Raw genomic sequence first — 26382 nt, 5'->3', positions numbered from 1 at the left:
TCATACCCCCTCATGAATTGATGTCTGCGTGAGTTCGTTCATGATGTCTTCGACGGTTAAAATGGATTGAATGCGGCCAACGCCCTGTCCTGCCCAAAGAGCCATTTGTTCAGAATTTCCCTCAGCAGCTGCCGTTTTTCGCATAGGTGTTGTCCATACATGCTGTACTGGATAGGGAAGAACCTTATCTTCATGCGGCTTTTCTTCCTCCATCCACTGATTCACAATGCCTCTTGCTCTTTTCCCAGAAAAAAGCCTTGTGACCTTTGTGTCACTGCCTTCTGCCTGTAAAATGGCGTTTTTGTACACTTCCGCTGCAGCGCTTTCTTGACTGGCTAAAAATCGTGTACCGATTTGGACAGCATCCGCTCCAAGCTCCATGGCTGCTTTCACACCTGCTCGATCCATGATGCCCCCTGCGGCGATCAAAGGCACATGACATGTCTGTTTGACGTCAGACATTAAACTGATCAATCCCTGCAAGGCATCTCCTTTTGAAGGTAAAAAGGTGCCGCGGTGTCCCCCTGCTTCACTTCCCTGTAGGACAATGGCATCCATTCCTTTTTCCTCTAAAAGCAATGCTTCCTCTTTTGTTGTGGCTGTTCCTATTAAAAAGATCCTCTTTTGTTTTAAGCGATGAATCGTTTGCTCATTCGGACAGGCGAATGTAAATGAAACGATAGGCACATCTTCTTCTTGAAGAATGTTGATTTTCTGTTCAAAATCATCCCATAATTCCTCTTCGCTAGGCATCATATGTGCTTTTGGTAATACAGGCAGCCGTTTTTCCCAAAATGCCACATCCTCTTTTTTTACATCTGGAATTGGCTCTGGTACAAAGACATTGACCTGAAATGGACGAGATGTGAGCTCTTTGACCTGCCTGATCTGCTTTCTCATGTTTTCAGGCTGCACATAACCACTTGCTAAGCTACCAAGTCCCCCATACTGCGAAACAGCTGCTGCGAGCTGCGGCGTCACGGCTCCCCCTGCCATTGGGGCTTGGATGATCCCATGTTTGATTTGTAGTAGCGTTGTGAATTCACCCATCTTTCTCTCACACCTCACTTGTTTGATGACACCTGAACATAAAAATGACGATGTCTTGGCCCGTCAAACTCACAGAAATATATTCCCTGCCATGTTCCAAGCACAAGATCACCGTGATCGATGGGAACATGCTGAGATGCGCCCGTATAACTAGCCTTCATGTGTGCTGCTGTATTTCCTTCCATGTGCCGGTCCTTTGGATGTTCCCACGGAAAGACTTCGTCAAGCCGGCGCAGCATATCTCGTTTGACATCTGGGTCCGCATTTTCATTAATGGTGATCCCTGCTGTCGTATGTGGACAATAGACAATGACGGTTCCGTTTTGGATACCTGTTTCCCTGACATATTGATGGACTTCGTGCGTGACGTCTATCATCTCATCGCGTCTGTCTGTTTGTACATTGATTTTTTTCATATGAGCTGCTCCTTTTTGTTATTTCTATAAAACCATACCCTTTTTATGTGAAACAAATCACTGACAATTGGCAGAAATCAATCTTCCCACCTAAAGTTTACCAAGCAAAAAAACCTCGTCAAGAGCTCCGAGGTTTTTTAAGAAAAGTGAATCTTTTTTATTTCAATGGTACGAATATGATGGTCTTCTGCATCTAAGATTTTAAATTCACAGCCTTCTGCTTCAATCGTATCTCCAATATCAATATCGAATTTATGCGTCATCATCCAGCCAGCAATTGTATCGACATCATCATTCTCAATAGCTAAATCCAATAAATCGTTTACTTCATCAATCAAGGCTTTCCCGTCCATCACATAGTGGAAGTCCCCTTTTTTCACAATATGTGGGGTCTCATCCTGATCATATTCGTCCCGAATCTCTCCCACAATTTCCTCTAGTATGTCTTCTACTGTAACAAGCCCGGCTGTTCCGCCGTATTCGTCTACAAGCACCGACATATGAATCCGTTCCTTTTGCATCAAAATAAGCAATTCCTGAACAGGGGTGCTTTCAATCACCCGAATCACCGGACGCATTAAGTCTTCAATGGAAACCTCTTGGTTCAGGAAGCTTGCTTTAAAGACATCTTTGCTATTGATGACACCAATCACGTGATCTTTGTCTTCTTTGATGACAGGATAGCGTGTGTACCTTTCATTCAGCATATAATGCGTGACGTCCTCAAGCGTCTGTTCAATCTCAATGGCTGATATTTCTGTACGAGGGATCATGATCTCTCTCGCCACTCGGTTATCAAATTCAAATATTTTATTCACATATTTGTATTCAGATTGGTTGATTTCTCCCTTCTGGTAGCTTTCAGACAAAATGAGACGCAATTCTTCTTCACTGATCGCCACCTCATGTTCTTTGACAGAATGAAAACCAAATAATTTCACAATGCCTCGCGCAGCACCATTTAACGCCTTAATAAACGGGTACATGACTTTATAGAAAAAAATCAGTGGTTTTGCCGTCACAAGACTGACAGCCTCTGCCTTCTGAATGGCAATTGTTTTCGGCGCCAGTTCTCCAACGACGACATGTAAAAACGTAATGATCACAAATGCAATGATAAACGATAAGATGTCTGTCAATGCTGAATGAAGCCCCATTTTATCAAAAAGCGGATGCAGAAAATGCTCCACCGTCGGCTCACCTAACCACCCTAAACCTAAAGCAGTGATGGTGATACCAAGTTGACAGGCGGATAAATATTCATCGAGATTGGATGTCAGCTTTTGAACATGGATGGCTCTTTTATCACCACTTTCAATCAGCTGGTTGATTTTGGAGTCTCTAATTTTCACAATCGCAAATTCAGTGACAACAAAGAATGCTGTCGCAGCAATGAGTAATATGACTAAAAATACGTTTAAAATATACAAAAAAACCCTTACCTAACATTGGTAAGGGCTCACCTCCTCTGGCGTCAATTAATCATTACGGCCATTTAGGAAGATCATTACAAAACGAAGCAATTCAAACAGGGAGACAAGTGCCGCTGCTACATACGTAAGTGCTGCAGCATTTAACACCTTGTTCACGCCTCTTTCTTCACTGCTTCTAATGATTCCTTCTGAAACAATGATATCTTTTGCACGAGAACTTGCATTAAACTCGACAGGCAATGTCACAAGCTGAAAAAATACAGCAGCTGAGAACAAAATGATCCCAAGCCCGATTAAGTTAAGGCTGCCAAGCAATAATCCTCCAAGGAAAAGAAGCGGGGCAACACCAGATGCAAAGTTCACGACAGGGAAGATCTTATGTCTCAAAACAAGCGCACCATAGGATTCCTGATGCTGCAAGGCATGTCCAACCTCGTGCGATGCGACTGAAATGGCCGAAATAGAATGGCCATAATACACTGGTTCAGATAAACGAACCACACGCTGCGTCGGGTCGTAATGATCAGTCAAAGTTCCTCTTACCGGTTCAACAGGTACGTCGTATAACCCGTTGCGATCTAAAATATATCGAGCGGTTTCAGCACCTGTTTTCATACTAGCTGCTTCGACCTTTGAATACTTTTCAAAATTATTCTTCACTTTAAATTGTGCCCAAAATGACAATCCCAATGCGGCAAATGTTAAAAAATAAAAAAACAGCATGCTCATCAGCTTCCTTTTATTTTATATATTTATTTGCAATTTTAAATACTTTTATGTAATGTGTACAGCAAAAAGCACTAGGTCTTTTTAAGGGGGATGACTGCTCCAATGAAAAAGAAAAACATTCCTAAGCATGCTGTATAAAAGGTCACTGTCCCATATAGGTCTTGAAAAAAGAGCAGCCACGAGAAATCACTCGTGAAATGATTCATAGCGTTTAAATCAAACACTAATAAGATCACAGCAGATGACAAAAAGTGTGCGCCAATAAAAAGAAGTACGGTCTTTTGAACGAACGACATTCGAATTCCCTCCTTCTCCTCTCTTATTTTACGATATGGGATCTGTTTCAATACATGCCGAAGATGAAAAAATGTTTCCTCAATCGGGCATACTGACATTAGCAGTCTCCTGAAAGGAAGAGTCCAATGAAATCAAACCGTTTATTTATCGCTTGGCTAAGGTGGCCTCTTTATTTTCGCATTGCCATCATTATTTGTTTCATACTTCTTTTTTTTGGTCAATTAATTGTCTTCCTTGAACCAAAGCAGTACCATACGATCTTTGATGGGATCTGGTGGGCACTCATTACAATCTCTACTGTTGGATACGGTGATTTTGTGCCACAAACCATGCCTGGACAAGTGGCTGGTATGGCTCTGATTTTTATCGGCGCAAGCTTTATCACTGCTTACTTCGCCACGCTCGCCGCAGCTGTGTTTAGCAAGCAGCACCATTATGTAGAGGGGAAAGTTGCTTTTAAAGGGAAAGGACACCTGATTATCGTCGGCTGGAATGAGAAAACGAGCAAACTGCTTCAATCCTTCCAAACGATTGATCCGGCCATGCCCATTGTGCTCATTGATGACTCCTTGAAGGAAGGACCTCTTTTAGAAAATGTTCATTTTATTAAAGGGCATGGAACGGAAGATGTCACACTTCGCAAAGCCAATATTACAGGCGCTGATACACTCATGATTACCGCGGATCAGCATGAAAATGAAGTGACAGCCGATATGCAGAGTGTCTTAACCTTGCTCGCCGCAAAAGGATTAAATCCTTCGTTATACTGCTTAATTGAGATCTTAACAGATCGTTACGTAAAAAATGCCGAGCGTGCTGGAGCCAATCAAGTCATCCATACATCTGATGCTGTCAATCATTTAATGGTCGAACATTTTCTTTTAAAGGAACAGCTCATGACATTAAAGAAAAAACGACATATGACACTGCATAAACATGTCACCATCATTCCCGTACCAGCTTCATTAGCGGGAGAAACGTTCTTAACGGCGCTCCATCACTTTCTAGAGCATCATGTGATCATTGTAGGTGTACAAAAAAAAGAAGGACCCATGATGAATCCTCCTTTTGGATATGAGCTTCATCCAGAGGATGAGCTAATCAGCCTTTAAAGCAGTGCATCTTCTAATTCCTTGACGAGTGAAAAGCCAACTTCGGTATAAGCTTTAGACACATCTCCATCTTTCTCTTTTGGTTCTTGGAATTGGTTAAAGGATGCTCCCGCATTTCCAACCATCGCATGATCATCTAATTTGTCTTGATACACATGCTTTAAGAGAAATGGATGTCCCATTTTCACTACAACGCCTGGCTGATCCAGTTGACCTTTCTCGGCTGTAAAAGGAACTCTGAGAAAGGTATAGCCATCACGGTTATCAATTTTATAATCAAAATACCCGTGATCATAATCCCAATTGCCATTAATGACATAGCCTAGCGGCTTCATGGTTTCTTCCAAATGATAAAGAGAAAAGCTTTCATCTGTCAGCCTGGATGGTACATGAATCATACGAAACCCTCCTTTTTGTTTAGGGTTCGTTAAAGAGAGGAATTCATGCATCCTCCTCTCGTCATTTGCACATTATTTGTAAAAGTGGCATCAAACAAGCTTTGGCTGGATGATGTACTAGTCTCATTCGCACTGCCAGCACCTGATGTGTCCTTCACAGCACTCATCGAACAGATTCGTCCGACATTGCCAAAGTTGACAATCGCCTGCCCGGAAATGTCGTGAATATAAATATGATTGGTTCTCATCGCTTCTTCACCCTCCTCTATTGATTATTCTATGTACGAAGCATAGGGAGGCTTGCACTGAAACCATGAGAAAACAAAAAAAGGCACACCTTATCCAAAGGTGTGCTCAGCGTGTAGACAAACCCTCGCATTCGGTGTCAGTCCTGCGCGCCGGTGCTCACGAATGTCAAATTCGCTCCGCTCCAGTGCTCGTCCTTCCTAGACTTCAAAGGTTTTCAATCACGCTGAAAAGAAGACAAAGGGCACACCTTATCCAAAGGTGTGCTTTTTTGCTCTTATGATTGTTTTAAACGGCTTTCAAGCTCTGCCTTTTTCTCTTCGAAGCCCGGTTTTCCTAATAAAGCAAACATATTCACTTTATACGCTTCTACTCCAGGCTGATCAAATGGATTGACGCCTAGTAAATAACCAGACATCGCACATGCTTTCTCGAAGAAGTAAACAAGATATCCGAATGTATAAGCATCCATCTCAGGAATGGTGACGATTAGATTCGGTACTTTTCCATCTGTATGGGCAAGCATCGTCCCTTCAAATGCTTTTTTATTCACGAAATCAACCGTTTTTCCTGCTAGATAATTCAAGCCATCAAGGTCTTGTTCTTCAGCTTCAATGACAAGCTCATGTCGCGGCTTGTCTACATTCACGATCGTTTCAAACAAGTCTCTTCTTCCCTCTTGAACATATTGACCAAGTGAATGAAGATCCGTTGAGAAGTTAGCTGATGAAGGATAGATTCCTTTTTCATCTTTCCCTTCACTTTCACCGAATAATTGTTTCCACCATTCTGCGAAATATTGAAGGCCTGGCTCATAGTTAATCAGCATTTCAATCGTTCTGCCTTTATTGTAAAGGACATTACGGACTACAGCATATTGATAAGCCGCATTCTCTGAAAGCTCAGATGAAGCGAAGTCTTCGCTTGCTTTTGCAGCACCTTCCATCATCTGATCAATGTCTGCACCGCTCACAGCGATTGGCAATAGACCGACTGCCGTTAAAACGGAATAACGTCCACCTACATCATCAGGGATGATAAATGATTCATAGCCTTCTTCGTTTGCTAATGTTTTGAGTGCACCGCGCGCCTTGTCAGTTGTCGCATAAATACGTTTTTTTGCTTCTTCAGCACCATATTTCTCAATGAGGAGCTTTTTAAAGATGCGGAACGCAATGGCTGGCTCTGTTGTTGTTCCAGATTTTGAAATCACGTTAATAGAGAAATCTGCATCTTCCAGCAGGTCCATCACATCTGTTAAATAAGAAGAACTGATATTGTTTCCAATGAAAATGATTTGCGGTGTCTTACGTTTGCCTTTTGGCAAAGTGTTATAGAAAGAGTGGTTCAAAAATTCAATCGCTGCACGTGCGCCAAGATAAGAGCCGCCGATTCCTACAACGAGTAAAACATCAGAATCAGACTTAATCTTTTCTGCACTTTTTTTAATGCGGGCAAATTCTTCGCGATCGTACTGCTTAGGCAAGTCAACCCAGCCTAAATAATCACTGCCTGCACCCGTTTGCTCATGAATATTATGATGGGCCACCTTCACAAAATCTTTTAAATATGTAAGCTCATGTTCTTGAAAGAAAGGTAACGCTTTCGAGTAGTCAAATTGAATATGTGTCATCGCTTGTAAGCCCTCCATTACGTTAGTTCTATCCCTTCCACTTTAGCGGAACTAGCTATTGAAATCAAGTGATCGTCACTGGCGCAGCAAAAAGCCGCTTCTCTTCATGAGAAGCGGCATTCCGATTTATAAAGAGGCTTTCAAAATAGATAGAATGTCATCACGGTTTAGTTTCATAAAGTTTCCAAAACCACCGTATTCCATTTCTTTCGCCGCAATGTCGGCAATTTTGTCTAGTTGATCTTCACCAATATCATAATCTGCTAAACGGCTTGGTGCACCGAGGCTTGTCCAGAAGGCTGACAGCTTATCGATTCCTTCTAATGCGATGTCACGATCTGTTTTTCCTTCTGTTTCGATGTCAAACATGCTCAGCATGAGATGTTTGAAACGTTCCACATTATGATCAAGTGTATGGCGCATCCAATTCGGGAAGAGGATTGCAAGTCCACCTGCATGCGGAATGTCATAGACAGCCGATACAGCATGCTCAATCGTATGAGACGCCCAGTCTCCAAAGTAGCCCATTTGCAGCGTCCCATTTAACGCAATGGTTCCTGCATAAAGAATCGTTTCACGATGCTCATAGCTTTGTAAGTCTTCAAGCAGTTTTGGTGCTGTTTCGATCACCGTTTGAAGAACAGCAAAACACATCCGATCCTGTAAAGGCGTGTTTTTTACATTATGGAAGTATTGCTCGAAGACATGGCTCATCATATCGACCATTCCATAAACAGTCTGGTTTTCTGGCACAGAATACGTATGCTCAGGGTCTAGAATAGAAAAGGCAGGGTGAGTTACTGAACTGCCCCACACATATTTTTCATTCGTTTCCCAGTTTGTAATCACAGAGTCTGGGTTCATTTCTGAACCTGTCGCCGCAAGCGTCAGCACGGTGCCAAACGGCAATGCTTTTTGAGCGGTTGTTTTCTTTGAGATAATATCCCAAACATCACCTTCATACTCTGCTCCAGCTGCAATCGCTTTTGTACAGTCGATGACACTTCCGCCGCCAACTGCTAATAAGAAATCGATTTTTTCCTTTTGGCAGATGTCTACTCCCTTTTTCACCGTTGTGAGGCGAGGGTTCGGTTCAACGCCAGACAGCTCAAATATTTCAGCTTCTGCTTCATTTAACGCGCTAATGACATTGTCATAAAGACCATTTTTCTTAATACTTCCTCCACCATATACAAGTAACACTCGTTTCCCATAACGAGCGAGTTCGCTTTTGAGTCCTTCTAGTTGTCCTTTTCCAAACATTAATTTCGTTGGATTATAGTAAATAAAGTTCTCCATCTGTTGAAACATCTCCTTACAACGAATATATCCAAAAACATGAAAGACTACTGTAACATAAGTACGCGTTGAACTCAAAAAAAAAAGATAACTGCTCGAAAGCAGCTATCTTTTGTTGTTCGATTATAAAGAAGCGTTCAAAATGGCTAGGACATCTTCTTTGTTTAGCTTTTTAAATTGACCAAATTCACCGCGTGCCATTGCACGGTCTGCAATTAAATCCATTTTCTCATCGTTGATATCATAATCAGCTAAACGACTTGGTGCACCTAGGCTTGTCCAGAAAGCAGACAGTTTTTCGATCCCTTCTAAGCCTACTTCTTCGTCTGTTTTGCCCGCAGGGTCTACATCGAATACACGCACCGCTAATTGTTTAAAGCGGGCTGGGTTTTCTTGAATGACATGCTTCATCCAGTTCGGGAACAAGATCGCAAGTCCGCCTGCATGAGGAATATCATAGACAGCAGATACCGCATGCTCAATATTATGAGATGCCCAGTCACCACGTGCGCCCATTGAAAGCATTCCATTGAGTGCAATTGTACCAGTGAATAAGATGGTTTCACGCAGCTCATAGTTCTCTAGATCGTTGATCAGCTTCGGTGCCGTTTCAATGACGGTACGTAGAAGTCCTTCACACATACGATCTTGATAAGGTGTATTTTCCGTGTGATGGAAATATTGTTCAAACACGTGTGACATCATGTCGACCATTCCATAAATCGTATGATTTTTCGGTACAGTGAATGTGTTTACTGGATCAAGAATAGAGAATTTAGGGAAGACTGCTGGACTCCCCCAGCCATACTTCTCATTTGTTTCCCAGTTTGTGATGACGGATCCAGAGTTCATTTCAGAGCCTGTTGCGGCAAGTGTTAATACAGTACCGAACGGGATCGCTTCCATTGGGACATGCTTACGTGTAACGATATCCCAAGCATCTCCATCATATTTTGCACCAGCTGCGATTGCTTTCGTTGCATCAATGACACTACCGCCACCGACTGCCAAAATAAAATCAACTTGGTTCTCTTTGCAAAGCTCAACCCCTTTTCTTACCGTTGTTAAGCGCGGGTTCGGCTCAACACCAGCAAGTTCAGTGATTGCAGCTCCTGATTCTTTTAAGATGCTGACAACTTGATCATAAAGGCCGTTTCGTTTAATACTGCCTCCACCATATACGAGCAATACGTTTTTTCCGTAGTGTTTGAGTTCATCTGAAAGGGCTGATACTTCTCCCTTTCCAAAAATTAATTTCGTTGGGTTCCAATAAGTAAATCGATCCATGTGATCTCCTCCTCGCGCTACATTATGCGCCTCATTCATTCCAAAAGTAAAGTAATTTGCTTTAATCCATTTTCTTACGCATAGTTTGGCTGAAAATCTGCAAAATATAAATGTATTGATGCTGTAGCGAAAGGAGGAATCACGATGAGTGCTATTCAACGTATTGCCCTCGTGCTCACGATTATTGGTGCTATTAACTGGGGACTAATCGGCTTTTTTCAATTTGACTTAGTAGCAGCGATCTTTGGCGGACAAGGCTCTGCATTATCACGTATTATTTATGGTCTTGTTGGAATTGCAGGTCTTGTTAATCTTGGTCTATTGTTCAAGCCAAGCGAAGAAGCTGTTCGCCGCGACGAGCCGAATCCAGAGGTTCGCTAAAAAGACATAAAAAAGGCCGCCTACACGAGGCAGCCTAAGGCACCGTTTGAAGCGGTGCTTTTTTTATTTCTTGATTAAGTCTTTACGATTAGACTGCTCAATCCACTCTTCAAGTTTATCTTTAAGCGTATTGAAACCTTGTGGTGTAGCAGCTTCTTCTTTCACTTGCTGTGGTCTTTGTTTCTTTGGTTTGCTTTCTTTTCTTTCAGGTGCTTCTTGTGTAGCACGGATAGAAAGGCTGATTTTACCAGCTTTTTCATCAACAGAAAGAACTTTCACTTGAACTTCGTCACCAATTGAAAGATGCTCGTTGATGTCTTTTACGAAACCATGTGTTACTTCAGAAATATGCACAAGTCCTTGAGTTTCTTCATCTAATGCAACAAACGCACCATACGCTTGTAATCCTGTTACTTTACCAGTGTAAACACTGCCTACTTCAAACTTTGTCGCCATGATAACAACTCCTAAATAAATGTTTTAATATTCGTTTATACGCAATTAAAAACTATATCATAGAACGGTCAGTTACGCAAAATTTTTTTTAAAAGGGTTTAGATCATATCAAAAGGGGGAATACCTGAAAACAAGAATGCTTTCTAGTATTCCCCCCTAATTTGTGAGGCATGAGTCCATATGGATTGATGCCTTTTTTTATTTTAAGATGGCCGGTGCTTCTTTTTTCACTTGTCTATCCTGCAAGAAGCGCTGGATTCTTGACAGTGATTCCTGAAGATGATCGAGTGACGAAGCATATGAACAGCGAATATGACCTTCACCGCTTGGACCGAATACACTTCCCGGAACAACGGCTACTTTCTCGCTTAGCAGCAGCTCCTCAGCAAATTGTTCTGAAGACATGCCGGTGCCTTTGATGGATGGGAAGGCGTAAAAGGCTCCATTTGGCTGGTGACATGTCAGTCCAAGTTCATTGAGAGAGCCGACAAACAAATTGCGGCGTCTTCTGTAGCTTTTCTTCATTTTCTCTACATCTTCAAGTCCATTTTTCAGTGCTTCTTCTGCCGCATATTGTGCCATAGACGGAGCACACATCATAGAATATTGGTGTATTTTCAGCATGGCCTCGCGCAGTATAGGTGGTGCTGCCACATATCCTAAGCGCCAGCCTGTCATGGCAAACCCTTTTGAAAAGCCTGAAATCAAGATCGTTCTTTCCTTCATATCTTGAATCGCCGCAACGCTTGTAAAAGCTTCATCGTACGTCAGCTCTGCATAAATTTCATCGGTGATGATTAAAAGGTCATGCTCTTTTGCAAATTGGGCAATATCTTCGAGCTCTTCCTTTGAGTAAACAGATCCTGTTGGATTTGATGGAGAGCACAGTAAGATGGCTTTTGTCTTAGGCGTCAGCTTCGTGCGAAGATCCGCAGAATCAGCTTTGAAATCTTTTTCAGCCGATGTACTTAAATAGACAGGTACTCCGCCTGCAAGTGTCGTCAGTGCCCCATACGCTACAAAACAAGGCTCTGGAATGATCACTTCATCGCCACCGTTTAAAATTGCGCGAAAGGCTAAATCAAGGGCCTGACTTCCGCCTACCGTAATAATGAGTTCTTCTTCAGGACTGTAATCGATGTGAAATCGCTTATATAAATAGTGGCTCAGTTCTTTTCGCAAAGACAACAGACCTGCATTCGCCGTATAAGAGGTAAGTCCTTGTTCTAATGACATAATGCTTGCTTCTCTGACATTCCAAGCTGTCACGAAATCTGGTTCGCCGACACCAAGGGAAATGACCCCTTCCATTGTGGCTGCGAGATCAAAAAATTTCCGAATACCTGACGGCTGAATGCTTTGTACCGTTTCAGATAAATAAGACTTTTTCATTTAAGGAGACACCACGATTCTTTTGTCATCGTCTCCTGTTTCAAACACTTTCCCATCATGTTTATATCTTTTCAAAATGAAGTGGGTAGTTGTTGAAACAACGGAATCAAGTGTCGATAATTTTTCAGATACAAAGCGGGCAATATCAGACATGGATCTTCCGCGGATCACAACAGAAAGATCGTATACACCTGACATTAAATATACGGACTCAACTTCTTGAAACCTGTAAATGCGTTCAGCAATTTCATCAAATCCGACGCCTCTTTTCGGTGTCACTTTCACATCAATCATGGCTGTGACGCCTTCGTGACCATCCACTTTACGCCAGTCAATCATGGTCGAATAATCAATAATGACTTTTTGATCTTCAAGTTTTTGAATAATGGCTTCGGCTTCTTCTGTTGTCACACCTGCCATTTTCGCAATTGTATTTAAATCGGCGCGGCTGTTTTCATCTAAAATCTCTAATATTTCAGTTTCTTTTTCTGTTAGTTTCATTTGAATTCACACCTCTGCATGTAAAAGCTAGTTTTAAAAAATCTTCTGAACATTATAGCACGTTTTTCCCATTATGCTAAGCAGGGAAAAGATTCTAATCGTAGCTTAAAACCCACTTTTTAGGGTACAATACAGTCACCTAACAGAGAGTGAGTATCGGAGTGATGAGTGTGGACATTGTTCAGCCAGCTTATATGAAAAGTAAATTCGGTTTAGATATCTATTACGAGCACTATCCAAATGTGGGAAAGAAGACATTGATCTTGATTCACGGTCTCTTCTCTTCTACTTTCAGCTATCGTAAGCTCATCCCGCTTCTGAAACAAGACTTCAATTTAATTGCGATCGATCTGCCTCCATTTGGGCAGTCTGAGAAGTCGAATACCTTTATTTACAGCTATCGCAATATGGGCAAGATCATTATTGAACTAGCCGGTTACTTGCAGATTCAGCATGCAATTCTAGTGGGTCATTCAATGGGCGGACAAATTGCCTTATACGCTGCTTCCGAACGCCCAGACCTATTTGAAAAGGCGGTTCTTTTATGCAGCTCAGGGTATTTGAATAAGTCCAGAAGATCGCTTGTTTATAGCACGTATATTCCTTATTTTTATCTATTTCTAAAAAGAAAACTTTTAAAGCAAGGCATTATGAATAATTTAACCGCTGTTGTGCATGATCATTCGATTATTGATCAAGAGATGGTGGACGGATATTTAAAGCCTTTTTCTGATGATAAAATCTTTAGAGGTCTTTTACGTTTGGTGCGGCACCGAGAAGGTGATTTGACGTCAGATGTCCTAAAGAAAATGGAGACACCCGTGCTGCTCATTTGGGGCAAGGAAGATCGGATCGTTCCCATTCAAGTAGGCGAAAGACTGCACAAAGATCTGCCGCATTCGACCTTACATGCATTAAAAAAAACCGGGCACCTCATTCCTGAGGAAAATCCGGTCTTTGTGTCTGATCAAATCGGCAATTTCAGCCTGTCTTAGCGTGAGCAGGAGCTGCTGTCTCTTATGACAAAAAGCTGATTCGCTATATCTTGACAGTTCTCTATCGGAAGAAGCTGCTCAAATGAGTGATGGTAAATGGCTTGAATCTCTTTTGCTAAAGATAACGGGTCCTCTGCGTCGTATAACGCACTGATGACGTCAGCAGGCTCCGTTTCATAAAAGTCCTCTCCATAATGAAAAGGGTCCCATGCCTTAATGAATTGAATCATCTCTTCTACAGCTTGACTATCTTTCATGGGTATCACCGCTTATAATAAATTTTGTGATGTTTATTTTAGCACAACCAACAATGGTTGAAAAACGGCTAGAGGTGGGTTTCATGAATTTCGACGAACAGATCATACGTAAAGGTTCAAAATCAGTGAAATGGGATCAAGCAGAGTCTTTGTTCCTCACAACAGATGCACTGCCGATGTGGGTGGCAGATATGGATTTTAAAGCGCCCCAAGTCGTCCTTGATGCATTAAAAGAACGATTAGATCACGGCGTATTTGGCTATGCATTTCAGGATCAGGATACGCAGCAGGCAGTGGCTGACTGGCTCAAAAGAAGACATGGATGGACGATTCAGACAGATGCTGTCACCTTCACACCAGGTATCGTGACGGCACTTAGTTTTGCTGTCCAAGCCTTTACAGCACCGAATGATGAAGTGATCATTCAGTCACCAGTGTATACGCCTTTTTATCAAATGATTGAAAGGAATGGGCGTACGGTCTCAACCAATCCTTTAAAAATAGAAAACAACCGGTACATGATGGATTTTGATGATTTAGAGGAAAAACTGAGCAGACCACAAGCGAAGCTGATGTTCCTTTGTCATCCGCATAATCCTTCTGGGAGAGCGTGGTCAAAAGACGAATTAAAACGAGTAGGAGACTTATGTGTGCAGCATGGTGTAACAGTCGTTTCAGATGAGATTCATTCTGATCTGATGCTTTCCGGGAAGCGGCATGTGCCTTTTGCTAGTCTTTCTGACGACATAGAACATATCACAGTGACCTGTATTGCGCCGAGTAAAACATTTAATTTAGCTGGGCTCCAGGCATCTGCCATTATCATTTCCGATGAAGAAAAAAGAACCCTTTTCACTCATGAATTGCAAAGAAACGGGCTGTCCAAACTGAATGCATTTGCCATTCCTGCGATGGAAGCGGCCTATCGCCTGGGGGATGAGTGGCTCGATTCACTTGTTCTTTATCTCGAAAACAATATGAAGATTGCCATGGACTATATTGACGAACATCTTCCGAATATGCGTTATATGAAACCAGATGCTTCTTATTTATTGTGGCTGGACATTCGTGATTATCGATTGACTCAAGCGGAATTGAAACGGAATTTGCTCAAAAAGGGGAAAGTCATTCTAGAGCTTGGACACGTGTATGGGCTTGAAGGAGACGGCTTTATTCGGATGAATCTCGGCTGTCCTCTTTCAACGGTGAAAGAAGGTCTGAAACGCCTTCATCAAGCGTTCACTCTATGAACGAAATAAGACCAATTATACAAAAGAACATCCTAGCGGGTGTTCTTTTTAAAGAAAAAAACCCTCCTTTTATCATATCTACTTTGTACATGAAATGATATAATGAGAGGAATTACTATTATTTACGAGGAGAGCATTTAAATGGAAATGTTCAAGGATTTTCTGCTCCATGTATCTTTTATTCTATTTCCAATCTTTTTATATCATGCGCTATGGCTAAGCCGGACCCCTGCTCATTTCCCAAAAAGGAATAAACTGCTCATCACAATATTTGCATCCATCTCTTCAGCTCTATGTATTATATATCCAGTTGGTTCGATTTTAGATTTGCAGACGGGGCTTCAATCCATTCCCCTTGTACTTGCCATTTTATACGGAGGGTACACTGCTGGAATCGTCGCTATCTTGTTTAGCTCCATTGTCAAATTCGTGATGTATGGCTCTTTTTTATGGGTTGGACTCATCGTTGTACCGATTTACTTTTTCATCCCTTTCCTGTTCTACCGGAAATGGCGTCAATATCCGAAGCTGAAAAAGCTGATTTCCGGAGTACTCATTGGTTTATCCAAAGGAATGTTTATTTACATTGGATTGTTTGCGGTCAGCTTAATGGAATATAGCCCAGCCTTTATTATGCAGCAAAAGTTCCTTGAGTTATTTTTCTCAACCCTTTACTACATATTCTTTCTTGTACTAAGTATCTATTCCATTGAATTCGTCAAAGAAAATGCGCAAATGAGAACACAGCTCGTCCAGTCAGAAAAGCTGACCATTGTGAGTGAGCTCGCTGCAAGTGTCGCCCATGAAGTACGCAATCCGCTTACAGTTGTGAGAGGGTTTATTCAATTACTCTTTTCTAGTGACAATGCAAAGGAGCCGTCGACCAATAAGGATTATAAAAATCTCGTCCTGTCCGAGTTAGACCGCGCGCAGGACATTATCACAAGTTATCTTGATATTGCAAAACAAAACTATTATCAAATTGAATCTCTCAATCTGTCTAAATTACTTGAGGAATGTGCATCGCTGATGACATCCTATGCGAATTTCAAATCGGTCACGATTCATCAATCCATTGAACCAGACTTATACATTCAAGGTGATGAAACGAAGATCAAGCAAGTCATGATTAATCTAATCAAAAATGCGATTGAAGCCGCCCCCGATCACGAAGGGAAAGTTGAACTTTTTGCTTCAAAAGAAAATCATAAAATATGCCTTTATTTCATTGATAACGGTGTAGGCATGACAGAAAGCCAAATGAAAAAGCTTGGCGAACCATATTACACCTTGAAAAATAAAGGGACTGGACTTGGGCTGACAGTGACTTTTTCTATCATAGAAAATCACCATGGAACCATTCGTTTCAAAAGCTCGCTACAGTCTGGTACAACAGTCACCGTGAAGTTTCCTGAAGACACAAGAAGAAAATGATCAATCCATTTTTTTTGTCCTTTTTTCATCTATCTGCTCCTGCTTCTTAGACGCACGAACGATTAGACGAAAGCAAATAAATGCAGCAATAAAGAAAAGCACGGTGGTGATTGCCGCTGGGATGTACTCCCTTTTATCTTCAGGAAAATACAGTAGAAAAAGTGCGATGAACGACATCATTCGCCATTCCCCCTTTTGCTCGTTTACTTCACTATATTGGCTAAAAGAAATGAAATACCTTCCCGCGAGAAGGAAATGGAGGAATTTCACATGACAGACATTCAAATTGGACAAGTTGTGAAAGGTTTTTACAAAACAGGTGTTTACGTTGGGGAAGTGACCGCAGTTAAGCCATCGACCTATCTCGTTCAAGTAAAAGCGGTTCTGACACATCCCACTCAAGGCGACCTGCATCATCCTAAAGAAGCAGACGTGCCCTTTTTTCAGGAGAGGCGAGCTTTGGCCTATAGAGAACAGACGAATATCCCTCATCATATGGTGAAGCCTTACGATGGCGACATACCTGATTATCAATTGTCACTGAAAGAAGCCGTAGACAAATTGAAAAAAACGCTTAGTGCGGATGATTCCAAATGGGCTGAAAAATCAAGAGCATGCCTATCTTCTCTTGAAAAAGATTATTTTCCAGAAGACGCCCGCTAATCAGTCGAATCAAAAAAGTGAGAGAAGTCGATGAGTTCACCAATTTTGGTTGTTTGCGGATTTTCCACATAGGCTCTGTCTTTTTCAAAAAGGGTTAACAGCTGATAAGTGGTCATGGCATCATCGAGTGCTTTATGATGCTTACCAGCTCCTTCACTGCCGTACTCCTTTGCCGCTTTTCGCAGCCCTGTAAGTGTTCTATCACCAAAAAACGTTTTATATTCAAAAGCCAGGTCCCGCATCTTTCCTTTAAAAGGAAAGGTAATGTGATTGAGCATACAGTTTTGCTTCAGTACCTTCATGTCCATATTTCCCCATGTGATAATTTCACAGTCTTCGCCCCCATCAAGTGACACGAGCTTCTCAATAAACACCTCAAATGAAATCCCGCTCTCTACATCCTGCTGCGTAATTCCGAGAAAGGTTTTACAGCGCTTTGTCAGCTTCGGAAACTTTTTCGGTTTGACGTAGCTTGAGAACGTGTCTATGATCGTTTCATTTGTTGCTTTCACTACCCCAGCCTCAATAATTTCAGGGTAAAAATTTTGTGGATGATATTTTCCATCAGGCATCGTAAATTCAAAATCGACCACAAGCAGCGTCTTCTGTTCCACCAGTCTCACCCCACTTTCTCGTCTGTTTTTCATCCTGATATCATTATATTAAGACGGACCTTGAAATCACTTCATTTTCTTGAAAATAATGCAGATTCACTATGCCCAACCTATTCATCAGATGAAAGATCGCTTATTTTCCTTTATAATTATTAAGGAACACGAAATAAATAAAGAAGGTGGTCTCTATCACAAACAGGAAAAAAAACTTGTACATCATGTGGTTTGTGAACTTTTTTGTCTCTGCCAGCATTACAATGATCGTCCCTTTTTTATCACTTTACATAGAATCTCTTGATAGCAGCTATTCGAATGAATTTGTCCAAAGATGGAGCGGCTATGTCTTTGGGGTCACGTTTTTAACGGCCTTTCTGATTTCTCCAATTTGGGGACGAATTGGTGACAGGCACGGTTATAAAAAGATTTTGCTGATTAACGGCATTGGGATTGCAACAAGTATTCTGTTAATGGGGCTTGTTCAAACCGTTTATCAGCTATTCGCACTACGGCTCTTCATGGGGCTTGTAACAGGATTTATCTCTACTTCAATGGCGCTGATCTCTGCTCAGACTGAAAAGGCAACGGCCGGTAAAACACTAGGAACCATGCAAATGAGTAATGTCGCCGGAGGATTGTTCGGTCCTTTAATGGGCGGCTTCATGGCAGACAGCGTTGGCTTCATTTATACGTTTTTCTTAACAGCCGCTGTCATTTATGTGTCGGCTATTGTCATTATCTTCGGTGTGAAGGAACATCCGATCCGCTCAAAAGAAGCAAAGCGCGTCACTTACTCACGAAAAGATGTCCTCGTTCATATTTTCAAACAGCCTTTGCTTGTCGTCACGATGCTTTTAACGTTCATTACACAAGTAGGGAACTTTAGCATTCAGCCACTTTTAGCTTTATACATTCATGATTTGCATGGCCCGGTCAATCTCGCCTTTTATGCGGGACTGGCGTTTTCTGCAACAGGACTTGGAAATTTGCTATTTACGAGAAAATGGGGAGATCTTGGAGATCGAATCGGACATGATAAGGTGCTGCTTGCCCTGCTCATCCTCTCTTCTATTTTATTCATCCCGCAAGCAATGGCAGATTCCTACGTGATGTTAGTCATTTTCCGTTTTCTGTACGGAATGGCACTAGGCGGGATTATTCCGTGTACGACGGCATATATTCGAATTAAAGCACCTGCCTCCATGCAAGGGGAAGTGCTCGGATACAATGTCAGCTTCCGTTTTCTCGGGAATGTCGTCGGTCCAGTCATTGGCGGCATTGTAGCAAGTCATTACGGGATTCCAGCTGTCTTTTATGTGACCGCCGGCATTTTTCTTTTTGGCGCGTTATTTTTATGGGCGGTTCGCTCACAATCAAAGACAAAAGAAAGGAGTGTCTGATCCAGCATCAGATACTCTTTTTTCCTGTCTAGATGCCTTCTCCACTAGACTTCACGCCCATTCTTTTCTAAAAATAACCTTCTCGTATTCGCAAAAGAATGGTACGATATGGCTAGAAATCTGAAGAAAGTGAGTGACCTCATGTTTCGTGCAATCATTGGTTGGTTATTACTTGCTGCCCTCATCCCATTATTTGTTCTGACTTTTTATCTATCAAAGGAAGAAGCTGCAAGTGTAAAGCCTGTTAACGAAGTGCTTGATCAAAAAATCAAGCTGGAAAAGATAGATTTTTCCCAAAACAGTTATATGTATGATCGGGATGGTTCTCTTATCTCCGAGATCGTATCGAACGATGAGAACAGAGTTTTCGTGAAATACGATAAAATTCCTGATCCTGTGAAGGAGCTGTTCCTTCGCTCAGAGGACCGCAACTTCTATGACCATAAAGGCATTGACTTTATGGGTGTTGTCCGTGCCCTTGCTGCAAATGTCAAAAACCATGGCATTAGCCAAGGAGCCAGTACCATCACACAGCAGTTATCCCGTAACTTATATTTAAGCCATGAACGTTCGTTCAGCCGAAAGTTTACAGAGCTGCTCTATTCCTATGAACTAGAGCGGAAATTCACGAAAGATGAAATTCTCGAAAGCTATTTAAATACGATTTATTTCAGTAACGGTGTTTATGGTGTTGGTTCTGCGGCTAATTACTATTTTGATAAGCCGCTTAGTTCTTTGACGCTTGCACAGATGGCCTTTATCTCTGCTATTCCAAACAACCCGACGCTGTATGACCCATTGAAACAATTCAAACACACCAAGAAACGCCAAGAACGGCTGCTTGGTATTTTGAAGAAAGACGGCGTCATCACCAAGAAACAATACAAAAAAGCCGTCAAAGAAAAAATCATCCTGTCTTTAAGCGAAAAGAAAAATCTTTACCCTGACTATGTGACATATGCCAATGAGGAATTTACCGATCTTGTGTCTGATCAGGAAGGCTTTACAAAACGATTGAAGAAAGCAAAAACTGCAGGAGCGAAAACAGCCATTCAAAAGGAATTATCTGAAAAGGTCAGTGCCCTGCTCCAAGATGGCGTGAAGATTTATACAGCACTTGATCCTTCCTTACAGCAAAGAGCGGTTTATCAACTCAATGCTCAATTGCCCTATCAAGGTGTGGAAGGCGGATCAGCAGTCATTAACCATGAAACCCATCAAATTGTCGCACTTGCTGGCGGGAAAAACTATAAAAAGTTTGATTTCAACTACGCCTATCAAGCGCAAAGACAGCCTGGTTCCGCGATTAAGCCGCTTTTAGACTATGGTCCTTATATTGATCAAACCGGTGCAACGGCTTCAAGCACCATCAGTGCCGGCAAGTTTTGCAGCAGCGGTTACTGTCCGCAGAACTATAATGATAAAACGTATGGAACAGTCACACTTGAAACAGCCTTTAAGAATTCTTATAACACCCCTGCGATCCGAATGCTGGATACAGTCGGTGTCAAAAAAGGCTTCAGCTATTTAGAGAAGTTCTCATTCGAACATATTGTAGCGGATGATTATCGCCTTCCTTCTGCACTTGGAGGATTTACGAAAGGCTTCTCACCGCTAGAAATAACAGATGCGTATACCGTCTTTGGTAATCAAGGTTCCTACACGCAAAGTCATTCAATCACAAAGGTGACAGACTTAAACGGCAAAACCCTTTACAAATGGAAAGAATCGCCGAAGCAAGTGTACTCTCAGCGTACAAATGAAACGATGCGCAAGCTGCTTGCCTCCGTTGTGAAAAGTGGAACAGGGAAAAAAGCGAATTTCAATTCCCCTTACATTGGTGGTAAAACGGGGACATCCAATGACTACAAAGACATTTGGTTTGTTGGACTGACAGATCAATACACAATGGGTGTATGGGTCGGAAGAGATAGAGGGACGGTTGAATCTATTTATAACTCAAGCCCGCACTTACGTATTTGGAAAAATACGATGCAATACGCCAGATAAACAGGAGGTTTGATTGCGATGCATTCAACACATCCACCCCATTTAATTTTATTTGACGGTGTCTGCAACGTGTGCAGCGGTGCTGTTCAGTTTGTGATTAAGCGCGATCCGAATGAGCGGATGATGTTTGCTTCTTTACAATCAGATACAGGGCAGCGAATTTTACAAGAACATGGTTTGCCTTTAGATGAGTTCAATTCATTTATTTATATTGAAGAAGGCACCCTTTATATGAAGTCGACAGGCATTTTAAAAGCTGCACGGCATTTAAAAGGCATATACAGATGGAGCTATTTGCTCCTCGCCATACCGCGTCCAATCCGTGATTGGTTTTATCAGCTGATCGCGAAAAATCGCTACAAATGGTTTGGTCAAAAAACATCCTGTATGATGCCTACACCCAATATCAAAAAACGGTTTCTACCATAAAAAAAAAGCATCCTCCATCATCGGAGGATGCTTTCTTTCGTCTGTTTAAGCAGGCAGACTCGCCATCACACTGTTATAAAGCTTAATAAATAAGTACAAAATGCCGATCAAAAACGTGGCCCAAAATAGCAAAATAAACATCATAAATCCAATTAAATTCAGCATAGAAAGCGATTGATAAATGCGGACGACAACCCAGATAAAATAGACAAGACTTGCTAAAACAAAAAGTCCCACAAGCAAAATAAGCTGCTGTGTCAACAGAAATGCAAGTAAGCTGGCAAACAAATAAACAACGGATGCAATCCGAATTTTCTTTAAGTTCTCCCCTTCAGGGTCCTTTGCGAAAAAGAGTAAAGCCAACTCTAAAACCGTATCTGCAATCAGTTTTAAAGCAGATAAGATCATAAAATAAACAAGTGCACATGCGGCAAAGAGAGCAAGACGAATGCCCTGTTCTGAAAAGAACTCAAGCATTCCTTTTAAAATACCTGCCTGAGTCAAGAAATCAGTGATGATGCCTACTGTGAAAATCGAAAAAGCAGAGCTGAATAGTAAAATAGAAATCAGCGGAAAATATCCAGTCAAATATGTATTTTTCATAAATAGTTCCTTTCTCATAAGCTCACATTTATTATGGCTCACTTAAAACGGATTGACAAGATGCTTTCAACGTAAACTGGGAACAAAATCAAATTTGTGATTTTGCACGTACATTCCTTCACAAACTTACATTTTCCCGTTAAAGTATTACTATTACGAAAAAATCGTGCGTTAGGGGTATACTCGTGAAAAAAACTTTAAGACTGCAAACACGGCTGACGATCTTTGTCTGTATCGTTGTCCTGATCTCCCTTTGTATCACATTCTTTACGATATGGTCGGAAACAGCCAAGAACATTCATCAGCAGGAACGTGACATTGCCCTCTCCACTGCCAAAATGGTCGCAGAGGCACCGATCACGGCGAAATCATTAGAAAAGCATTCATACTCAGCACTGCGTAAATATACAACAAGTGTTCAGCAAATCACCAAAACTGAATTTGTTGTCGTCATGGATATGAACGGCATCCGCAAAACACATCCGAATCCGCAGAAGATCGGAAAGCCGTTTGCTGGCGGTGATGAAAAAGCAGCATTACAGGGAAAAGAACATATTAGTACAGCTTCTGGAACACTAGGCAGGTCCATGCGTGCTTTTGTTCCTGTTTATGATCAAGATGGAAAGCAGCTCGGGGCTGTGGCAGTAGGGATTACGTTAAAGGAAATTGACTTGATTATTCACCAAAGCCTACTCCCACTCTACTTCGTCACATCGCTTAGCCTTCTATCTGGCATTATCGGTGCACTCATTGTTGCACGAAAAGTGAAGAAGATTATGTTTGGACTGGAGCCAGATGAAATCGCCACATTATTAAAAGAACGAAGCGCCATGCTAGACTCAACAAAAGAAGGCATTCTTGCCGTTGATCAGCACGGTAAGATTAAGCTCGCCAATCTAGAAGCCAAACGTCTTTTTCATAATATGGGCATTCAAGTTGATCCTAGAGAACAAGATGTTCAGACTCTCCTCCCTTCAAGCGGCTTAAAGCAAGTGATTGAAACACGCAAGCCTCTGCTTGATCGTGACGTGAGAATGAATGGACTGGAACTTGTCTTTAACGAGGTGCCGATTACGGTAAAAGGTGAGATTGTTGGAGCGATTGCTACCTTCCGTGACAAAACAGAAGTCAAACACCTCGCTGAGCAGCTAAGCGGCGTCAAGATGTATGCCAATGCCCTTCGTGCCCAGTCACACGAATTCATGAACAAGCTTCATGTGATTTTAGGATTGGTCCAGCTCAAAAATTACGATGACCTTGGCACCTATATCAAAGACATTGCGATTTATCAGCAAACAGAAACAAATGAAATCATCAACCATGTGAAAAACTCTGTCTTAGCAGGATTTTTACTTGGAAAACAAAGCTACATCAGGGAACAAGGCGCTACCTTAGAAGTTATTTGCAGCACACAAGTCCCAAACGCAGAGGACCCAGCAGTGACGCATGATCTCATTACCGTTATTGGCAACTTGTTAAATAACGCACTCGATGCTGTTTCTCATACAGATATCAAAAACATCTCGATCTCATTCCGATACGTCCAGGAGCAGCTTCATATTGAAATTACGGACACAGGTGTCGGTCTGACAAAAGAAGAACAGAACATCATGTTTGATCAAGGCTTTTCAACAAAAGGAGAAGACAGAGGGTTCGGGCTCTACTTCGTTGACCAAAGCATCAAAAAATTGAACGGACATATGATTGTTACGAGTGAAAAAGGAGAAGGAACGACCTTTAGTCTCCGCATTCCGTATAAACAAAAGGAGGATTCACATGATTAATGTGTTAATAGTAGAAGATGACCCAATGGTTGGGGAGCTAAACAAACGCTACCTGACCCAGATAAATGGCTTTGAGTTAAAGGGGATCGCCACCTCCTTTCAGAAGGCACTAGACTTATTAAAAACAGAAGTCATTCATCTTGTACTGCTCGATATTTATATGCCTGGACAAAATGGACTGGCACTATTATCAGAAATTCGTCAGCAAAATCATTCCGTTGATGTCATTGTCATTTCTGCTGCCAATGAAGTCGACGTTGTGCAGCAAACGATGCGAAACGGAGCCGTTGATTATTTAATCAAGCCCTTTGAGTTCGAACGATTCCAATCGGCTTTGGCAGAGTATAAAAGAAAACACGCCTTGTACCAATCGATGAACAGCATCTCGCAAAATGATTTAGATGCCAAGCTCTTTCATAAAAAAGCAGAGGCGGAAAAAGTCCTTCTGCCAAAAGGCCTGACCAAAAGCACCCTAAAACTCATTTGGACAAGCATTCAATCATTTGATCAGCAAGCTTTCACGACCGAAGACCTAGCTAATCATACAGAAATCTCCCAAGTCTCAATTAGAAAATACTTGAAATTTCTTGAGGACATCGAAGTAGTTGATGTGGAAATGGCGTATGGGACAATTGGACGTCCTGTTTTCCAATATAAACTCAATACAAGCAATATGAATTTGATTCAGCAATATCTATAATTTGACACATCTGACCTTCACAAAGGCCAGATGTTTTTTTTATGGCATACGATGTAACAAACCCCTTGATATCAGTGGTTCCACTGTAATAGAGCACATTGCAAAAGCGGCATTATATCATATTTCAGCCTATAAAAAGACATCGAATTTAACCTTTTAACATTTTTTTAAAAATAAAACAAATTTCTATTTATTTATTCTTTGGGAAATGATAAATTATGATTGATTAGTTCAACGAGATATAAGTCTGATGTCTCACATCTTCTCTCCTGCACTCCATAAGTTTCATGAGAAAGCAGGATAAAATACCCTTTTCACAAGGAAGAGAAGAAAGAGATCGGTCATTTTTCGAGAGACTTTTCTGAAACTTTTAAATTTTATAGGGGGTTATGTTTTGAAGAAGCGCAAAATTGGACTAGCATTGTCCTTAGTCGTAGCAGCAGGAACCATCCTTGGAGCATGCGGCAACTCTGGCTCAAACAGCGGTGAAAACAAAAAAGAGAAAGATCAATTCACTGTTGCAATGGTAACTGACGTCGGTGGTGTCGATGACAAATCGTTTAACCAATCAGCTTGGGAAGGTCTACAAGCATTTGGGAAAGACAACAATTTAACAAAAGGTAAAAATGGCTTTGATTACTTACAATCTAAATCAGACGCTGACTATACAACAAACTTAAACACACTTGCTCGTGAGAAATTCGACCTGATTTATGGAATTGGTTTCTTAATGCAAGATTCTATTAGTGAAATCGCAGATCAACGCAAAAAAAATCACTTTGGTATCGTTGATGCAGTAGTGAAAAAAGACAACGTAGCAAGCATTATGTTTAACGAAAACGAAGGATCATTCCTTGTTGGTGTTGCAGCTGCTCTTTCTACAAAGTCGAACAAAATCGGTTTTGTTGGCGGCGTTGACTCTGAATTAATCAGAAAATTCGAAGTTGGATTCCGAGCAGGCGTTGAAGCAGCTAACCCGAAAGCAAAAGTTGAAGTGAAATATGCTGGTGCATTTGATAAAGCAGACATCGGTAAAGCAACAGCTGAAAGCATGTACAAATCTGGCGTCGACATCATTTATCATGCAGCTGGCGGCACTGGAACTGGTGTCTTCACAGAAGCGAAAAACCTGAAAAAAGCTGATCCTAACCGTAAAGTTTGGGTCATCGGTGTAGATAAAGACCAGTATGACGAAGGAAAAGTACCTGGAACAAAGCAAAGTGTCACCCTTACTTCTATGATTAAGAAAGTAGACACAGCGGTACAAGACTTAACGACGAAAGCAAAAGAAGGTAAATTCCCTGGCGGCGAAGTGATCACATACGGTCTGAAAGAAGGCGGCGTTGACATCTCTCCATCTCAGGACAACCTTGACAAAGATGTATTGAAGAAAGTAGAAGAATGGAAACAAAAGATCATCAAGGGAGAAGTCAAAATCCCTGCAACACGTGATGAACTAAAAGATTTTAAAGCTTAATTTGAGCATCGGGATAAGCACGCCTTATCCCCTTGCCTCTCCTTTACCTCCTCTTTATTCGTAAAAGGTGGTAAAAGAAAAGCTGCAGCCTTGTTTTGCAGCTTTTCTTTTGCTAGTTTTTATCTTCATCAGCACCCTA

General features: G+C 41.5%; 29 protein-coding genes. 12 read left to right on the top strand and 17 right to left on the bottom strand.

Annotated elements, in window-relative coordinates:
- The 5 genes from BA70_RS01595 to BA70_RS01575 all read right to left on the bottom strand — a co-directional run bounded on the left by BA70_RS01595 (position 1) and on the right by BA70_RS01575 (position 3924).
- Positions 1–1050 (bottom strand): NAD(P)H-dependent flavin oxidoreductase, encoded by a 1050-nt coding sequence (locus BA70_RS01595; protein ID WP_034317256.1) that lies wholly within the window; start codon positions 1048–1050, stop codon positions 1–3.
- 14 nt (positions 1051–1064) lie between these two features.
- Positions 1065–1466, bottom strand: a complete 402-nt coding sequence (locus BA70_RS01590; RefSeq protein WP_034317253.1) for a secondary thiamine-phosphate synthase enzyme YjbQ — start codon at positions 1464–1466, stop codon at positions 1065–1067.
- Between the two features lie 137 nt (positions 1467–1603).
- A complete protein-coding gene (locus BA70_RS01585) occupies positions 1604–2896 on the bottom strand; it encodes a hemolysin family protein (RefSeq protein ID WP_034317250.1) in 1293 nt (430 codons plus the stop codon).
- A gap of 48 nt (positions 2897–2944) precedes the next feature.
- Positions 2945–3619 carry a zinc metallopeptidase gene (locus tag BA70_RS01580; RefSeq protein WP_034317468.1) on the bottom strand — a complete coding sequence of 225 codons (675 nt, stop codon included), beginning with the start codon at positions 3617–3619 and terminating at the stop codon, positions 2945–2947.
- Positions 3620–3699: 80 nt separating this feature from the next.
- Positions 3700–3924, bottom strand: a complete 225-nt coding sequence (locus tag BA70_RS01575; RefSeq protein ID WP_034317465.1) for a YuzI family membrane protein — start codon at positions 3922–3924, stop codon at positions 3700–3702.
- A gap of 126 nt (positions 3925–4050) precedes the next feature.
- Here BA70_RS01575 and BA70_RS01570 point away from each other — a divergent pair, with 126 nt between their 5' ends.
- Positions 4051–5037 carry a potassium channel family protein gene (locus tag BA70_RS01570; RefSeq protein WP_034317247.1) on the top strand — a complete coding sequence of 329 codons (987 nt, stop codon included), beginning with the start codon at positions 4051–4053 and terminating at the stop codon, positions 5035–5037.
- Here the strand turns inward: BA70_RS01570 and BA70_RS01565 are convergent.
- The 5 genes from BA70_RS01565 to BA70_RS01545 form a co-directional block, all read right to left on the bottom strand.
- Positions 5034–5435 carry a YugN-like family protein gene (locus BA70_RS01565; protein ID WP_034317245.1) on the bottom strand — a complete coding sequence of 134 codons (402 nt, stop codon included), beginning with the start codon at positions 5433–5435 and terminating at the stop codon, positions 5034–5036. The genes BA70_RS01570 and BA70_RS01565 overlap by 4 nt on opposite strands.
- Positions 5436–5464: 29 nt before the next feature.
- On the bottom strand, positions 5465–5683 hold the full coding sequence (locus tag BA70_RS01560; protein WP_034317243.1) for a hypothetical protein: 219 nt from the start codon (positions 5681–5683) through the stop codon (positions 5465–5467).
- Between the two features lie 275 nt (positions 5684–5958).
- The gene (locus BA70_RS01555) at positions 5959–7314 is read right to left on the bottom strand and encodes a glucose-6-phosphate isomerase (protein WP_034317240.1); all 1356 of its coding nucleotides are present in this window, start codon (positions 7312–7314) and stop codon (positions 5959–5961) included.
- 126 nt (positions 7315–7440) lie between these two features.
- Complete coding sequence (locus BA70_RS01550) at positions 7441–8613, bottom strand: iron-containing alcohol dehydrogenase (RefSeq protein ID WP_034317237.1); 1173 nt, start codon at positions 8611–8613, stop codon at positions 7441–7443.
- A gap of 123 nt (positions 8614–8736) precedes the next feature.
- The gene (locus tag BA70_RS01545) at positions 8737–9900 is read right to left on the bottom strand and encodes an iron-containing alcohol dehydrogenase (RefSeq protein ID WP_034317234.1); all 1164 of its coding nucleotides are present in this window, start codon (positions 9898–9900) and stop codon (positions 8737–8739) included.
- A 144-nt stretch (positions 9901–10044) separates the two neighbouring features.
- Between BA70_RS01545 and BA70_RS01540 the strand changes: the two genes are divergently transcribed.
- Positions 10045–10281 carry a DUF378 domain-containing protein gene (locus tag BA70_RS01540; RefSeq protein WP_003212952.1) on the top strand — a complete coding sequence of 79 codons (237 nt, stop codon included), beginning with the start codon at positions 10045–10047 and terminating at the stop codon, positions 10279–10281.
- 63 nt (positions 10282–10344) lie between these two features.
- Here BA70_RS01540 and yugI read toward each other — a convergent pair whose 3' ends face one another.
- The 3 genes from yugI to BA70_RS01525 all read right to left on the bottom strand — a co-directional run bounded on the left by yugI (position 10345) and on the right by BA70_RS01525 (position 12630).
- Positions 10345–10737: a S1 domain-containing post-transcriptional regulator GSP13 gene (gene yugI / locus BA70_RS01535; RefSeq protein WP_003213420.1), complete on the bottom strand. Its 393-nt coding sequence runs from the start codon at positions 10735–10737 to the stop codon at positions 10345–10347.
- 198 nt (positions 10738–10935) lie between these two features.
- Positions 10936–12129, bottom strand: coding sequence for an aminotransferase (locus BA70_RS01530; protein ID WP_034317231.1), 1194 nt, complete (start codon positions 12127–12129; stop codon positions 10936–10938).
- The gene (locus BA70_RS01525; RefSeq protein WP_003213765.1) at positions 12130–12630 is read right to left on the bottom strand and encodes an Lrp/AsnC family transcriptional regulator; all 501 of its coding nucleotides are present in this window, start codon (positions 12628–12630) and stop codon (positions 12130–12132) included. It lies immediately after the preceding gene.
- 170 nt (positions 12631–12800) lie between these two features.
- Between BA70_RS01525 and BA70_RS01520 the strand changes: the two genes are divergently transcribed.
- Entirely contained in the window at positions 12801–13625 is an 825-nt protein-coding gene (locus tag BA70_RS01520) for an alpha/beta fold hydrolase (RefSeq protein ID WP_034317228.1), read from the top strand.
- Here the strand turns inward: BA70_RS01520 and BA70_RS01515 are convergent.
- A complete protein-coding gene (locus BA70_RS01515) occupies positions 13622–13882 on the bottom strand; it encodes a DUF1871 family protein (RefSeq protein ID WP_034317226.1) in 261 nt (86 codons plus the stop codon). The two genes, BA70_RS01520 and BA70_RS01515, sit on opposite strands and share 4 nt — an antisense overlap.
- An 83-nt stretch (positions 13883–13965) precedes the next feature.
- Here BA70_RS01515 and BA70_RS01510 point away from each other — a divergent pair, with 83 nt between their 5' ends.
- The gene (locus BA70_RS01510; protein WP_034317223.1) at positions 13966–15132 is read left to right on the top strand and encodes a MalY/PatB family protein; all 1167 of its coding nucleotides are present in this window, start codon (positions 13966–13968) and stop codon (positions 15130–15132) included.
- 141 nt (positions 15133–15273) lie between these two features.
- Positions 15274–16566, top strand: a complete 1293-nt coding sequence (locus BA70_RS01505) for an ATP-binding protein (protein ID WP_034317220.1) — start codon at positions 15274–15276, stop codon at positions 16564–16566.
- Here the strand turns inward: BA70_RS01505 and BA70_RS01500 are convergent, their stop codons facing one another.
- Positions 16567–16746 carry a hypothetical protein gene (locus BA70_RS01500; protein ID WP_034317217.1) on the bottom strand — a complete coding sequence of 60 codons (180 nt, stop codon included), beginning with the start codon at positions 16744–16746 and terminating at the stop codon, positions 16567–16569. It abuts the gene before it with no gap.
- Between the two features lie 90 nt (positions 16747–16836).
- Here BA70_RS01500 and kapB point away from each other — a divergent pair, with 90 nt between their 5' ends.
- Entirely contained in the window at positions 16837–17229 is a 393-nt protein-coding gene (gene kapB, locus BA70_RS01495; protein ID WP_034317215.1) for a kinase-associated lipoprotein KapB, read from the top strand.
- Here the strand turns inward: kapB and kapD are convergent.
- Entirely contained in the window at positions 17226–17843 is a 618-nt protein-coding gene (gene kapD, locus BA70_RS01490) for a 3'-5' exonuclease KapD (protein ID WP_034317212.1), read from the bottom strand. The two genes, kapB and kapD, sit on opposite strands and share 4 nt — an antisense overlap.
- Positions 17844–18061: 218 nt before the next feature.
- Between kapD and BA70_RS01485 the strand changes: the two genes are divergently transcribed.
- The 3 genes from BA70_RS01485 to BA70_RS01475 all read left to right on the top strand — a co-directional run bounded on the left by BA70_RS01485 (position 18062) and on the right by BA70_RS01475 (position 21679).
- Positions 18062–19240 (top strand): MFS transporter, encoded by a 1179-nt coding sequence (locus tag BA70_RS01485; protein ID WP_275574574.1) that lies wholly within the window; start codon positions 18062–18064, stop codon positions 19238–19240.
- Positions 19241–19348: 108 nt separating this feature from the next.
- On the top strand, positions 19349–21250 hold the full coding sequence (locus BA70_RS01480) for a transglycosylase domain-containing protein (RefSeq protein WP_051691100.1): 1902 nt from the start codon (positions 19349–19351) through the stop codon (positions 21248–21250).
- A gap of 18 nt (positions 21251–21268) precedes the next feature.
- Positions 21269–21679 carry a thiol-disulfide oxidoreductase DCC family protein gene (locus BA70_RS01475; RefSeq protein ID WP_034317207.1) on the top strand — a complete coding sequence of 137 codons (411 nt, stop codon included), beginning with the start codon at positions 21269–21271 and terminating at the stop codon, positions 21677–21679.
- A 45-nt stretch (positions 21680–21724) separates the two neighbouring features.
- Here the strand turns inward: BA70_RS01475 and BA70_RS01470 are convergent, their stop codons facing one another.
- Positions 21725–22282 carry a YufK family protein gene (locus BA70_RS01470; protein ID WP_034317205.1) on the bottom strand — a complete coding sequence of 186 codons (558 nt, stop codon included), beginning with the start codon at positions 22280–22282 and terminating at the stop codon, positions 21725–21727.
- Positions 22283–22467: 185 nt separating this feature from the next.
- Between BA70_RS01470 and malK the strand changes: the two genes are divergently transcribed.
- From malK to BA70_RS01455, 3 genes are all read left to right on the top strand, one after another.
- A complete protein-coding gene (gene malK / locus BA70_RS01465; protein WP_034317203.1) occupies positions 22468–24066 on the top strand; it encodes a malate sensor histidine kinase MalK in 1599 nt (532 codons plus the stop codon).
- Positions 24059–24766, top strand: coding sequence for a response regulator (locus tag BA70_RS01460; protein ID WP_034317201.1), 708 nt, complete (start codon positions 24059–24061; stop codon positions 24764–24766). Before malK ends, BA70_RS01460 begins: the two co-directional genes overlap by 8 nt.
- A gap of 394 nt (positions 24767–25160) precedes the next feature.
- A complete protein-coding gene (locus BA70_RS01455) occupies positions 25161–26243 on the top strand; it encodes a BMP family lipoprotein (RefSeq protein WP_034317198.1) in 1083 nt (360 codons plus the stop codon).
- Positions 26244–26382: the final 139 nt, after the last annotated feature.

The organism is Bacillus zhangzhouensis (assembly GCF_000715205.1).
Lineage (GTDB): Bacteria > Bacillota > Bacilli > Bacillales > Bacillaceae > Bacillus > Bacillus zhangzhouensis.
The sequence above is the reverse complement of the archived record's forward strand: the minus strand, read 5'-3'. Positions and strand labels throughout refer to the sequence as shown.

Excerpts from the sequence above, each read along its gene's own strand:
- BA70_RS01595 (WP_034317256.1), bottom strand. The coding sequence starts at position 1,050 with ATGGGTGAATTCACAACGCTACTACAAATCAAACATGGGATCATCCAA.
- BA70_RS01590 (WP_034317253.1), bottom strand. The coding sequence starts at position 1,466 with ATGAAAAAAATCAATGTACAAACAGACAGACGCGATGAGATGATAGAC.
- BA70_RS01575 (WP_034317465.1), bottom strand. The coding sequence starts at position 3,924 with ATGTCGTTCGTTCAAAAGACCGTACTTCTTTTTATTGGCGCACACTTT.
- BA70_RS01570 (WP_034317247.1), top strand. The coding sequence starts at position 4,051 with ATGAAATCAAACCGTTTATTTATCGCTTGGCTAAGGTGGCCTCTTTAT.
- BA70_RS01565 (WP_034317245.1), bottom strand. The coding sequence starts at position 5,435 with ATGATTCATGTACCATCCAGGCTGACAGATGAAAGCTTTTCTCTTTAT.
- BA70_RS01560 (WP_034317243.1), bottom strand. The coding sequence starts at position 5,683 with ATGAGAACCAATCATATTTATATTCACGACATTTCCGGGCAGGCGATT.
- BA70_RS01555 (WP_034317240.1), bottom strand. The coding sequence starts at position 7,314 with ATGACACATATTCAATTTGACTACTCGAAAGCGTTACCTTTCTTTCAA.
- BA70_RS01550 (WP_034317237.1), bottom strand. The coding sequence starts at position 8,613 with ATGGAGAACTTTATTTACTATAATCCAACGAAATTAATGTTTGGAAAA.
- BA70_RS01545 (WP_034317234.1), bottom strand. The coding sequence starts at position 9,900 with ATGGATCGATTTACTTATTGGAACCCAACGAAATTAATTTTTGGAAAG.
- BA70_RS01540 (WP_003212952.1), top strand. The coding sequence starts at position 10,045 with ATGAGTGCTATTCAACGTATTGCCCTCGTGCTCACGATTATTGGTGCT.
- yugI (WP_003213420.1), bottom strand. The coding sequence starts at position 10,737 with ATGGCGACAAAGTTTGAAGTAGGCAGTGTTTACACTGGTAAAGTAACA.
- BA70_RS01530 (WP_034317231.1), bottom strand. The coding sequence starts at position 12,129 with ATGAAAAAGTCTTATTTATCTGAAACGGTACAAAGCATTCAGCCGTCA.
- BA70_RS01525 (WP_003213765.1), bottom strand. The coding sequence starts at position 12,630 with ATGAAACTAACAGAAAAAGAAACTGAAATATTAGAGATTTTAGATGAA.
- BA70_RS01515 (WP_034317226.1), bottom strand. The coding sequence starts at position 13,882 with ATGAAAGATAGTCAAGCTGTAGAAGAGATGATTCAATTCATTAAGGCA.
- BA70_RS01510 (WP_034317223.1), top strand. The coding sequence starts at position 13,966 with ATGAATTTCGACGAACAGATCATACGTAAAGGTTCAAAATCAGTGAAA.
- BA70_RS01505 (WP_034317220.1), top strand. The coding sequence starts at position 15,274 with ATGGAAATGTTCAAGGATTTTCTGCTCCATGTATCTTTTATTCTATTT.
- BA70_RS01500 (WP_034317217.1), bottom strand. The coding sequence starts at position 16,746 with ATGATGTCGTTCATCGCACTTTTTCTACTGTATTTTCCTGAAGATAAA.
- kapB (WP_034317215.1), top strand. The coding sequence starts at position 16,837 with ATGACAGACATTCAAATTGGACAAGTTGTGAAAGGTTTTTACAAAACA.
- BA70_RS01485 (WP_275574574.1), top strand. The coding sequence starts at position 18,062 with ATGTGGTTTGTGAACTTTTTTGTCTCTGCCAGCATTACAATGATCGTC.
- BA70_RS01480 (WP_051691100.1), top strand. The coding sequence starts at position 19,349 with ATGGCTAGAAATCTGAAGAAAGTGAGTGACCTCATGTTTCGTGCAATC.
- BA70_RS01475 (WP_034317207.1), top strand. The coding sequence starts at position 21,269 with ATGCATTCAACACATCCACCCCATTTAATTTTATTTGACGGTGTCTGC.
- BA70_RS01470 (WP_034317205.1), bottom strand. The coding sequence starts at position 22,282 with ATGAAAAATACATATTTGACTGGATATTTTCCGCTGATTTCTATTTTA.
- BA70_RS01460 (WP_034317201.1), top strand. The coding sequence starts at position 24,059 with ATGATTAATGTGTTAATAGTAGAAGATGACCCAATGGTTGGGGAGCTA.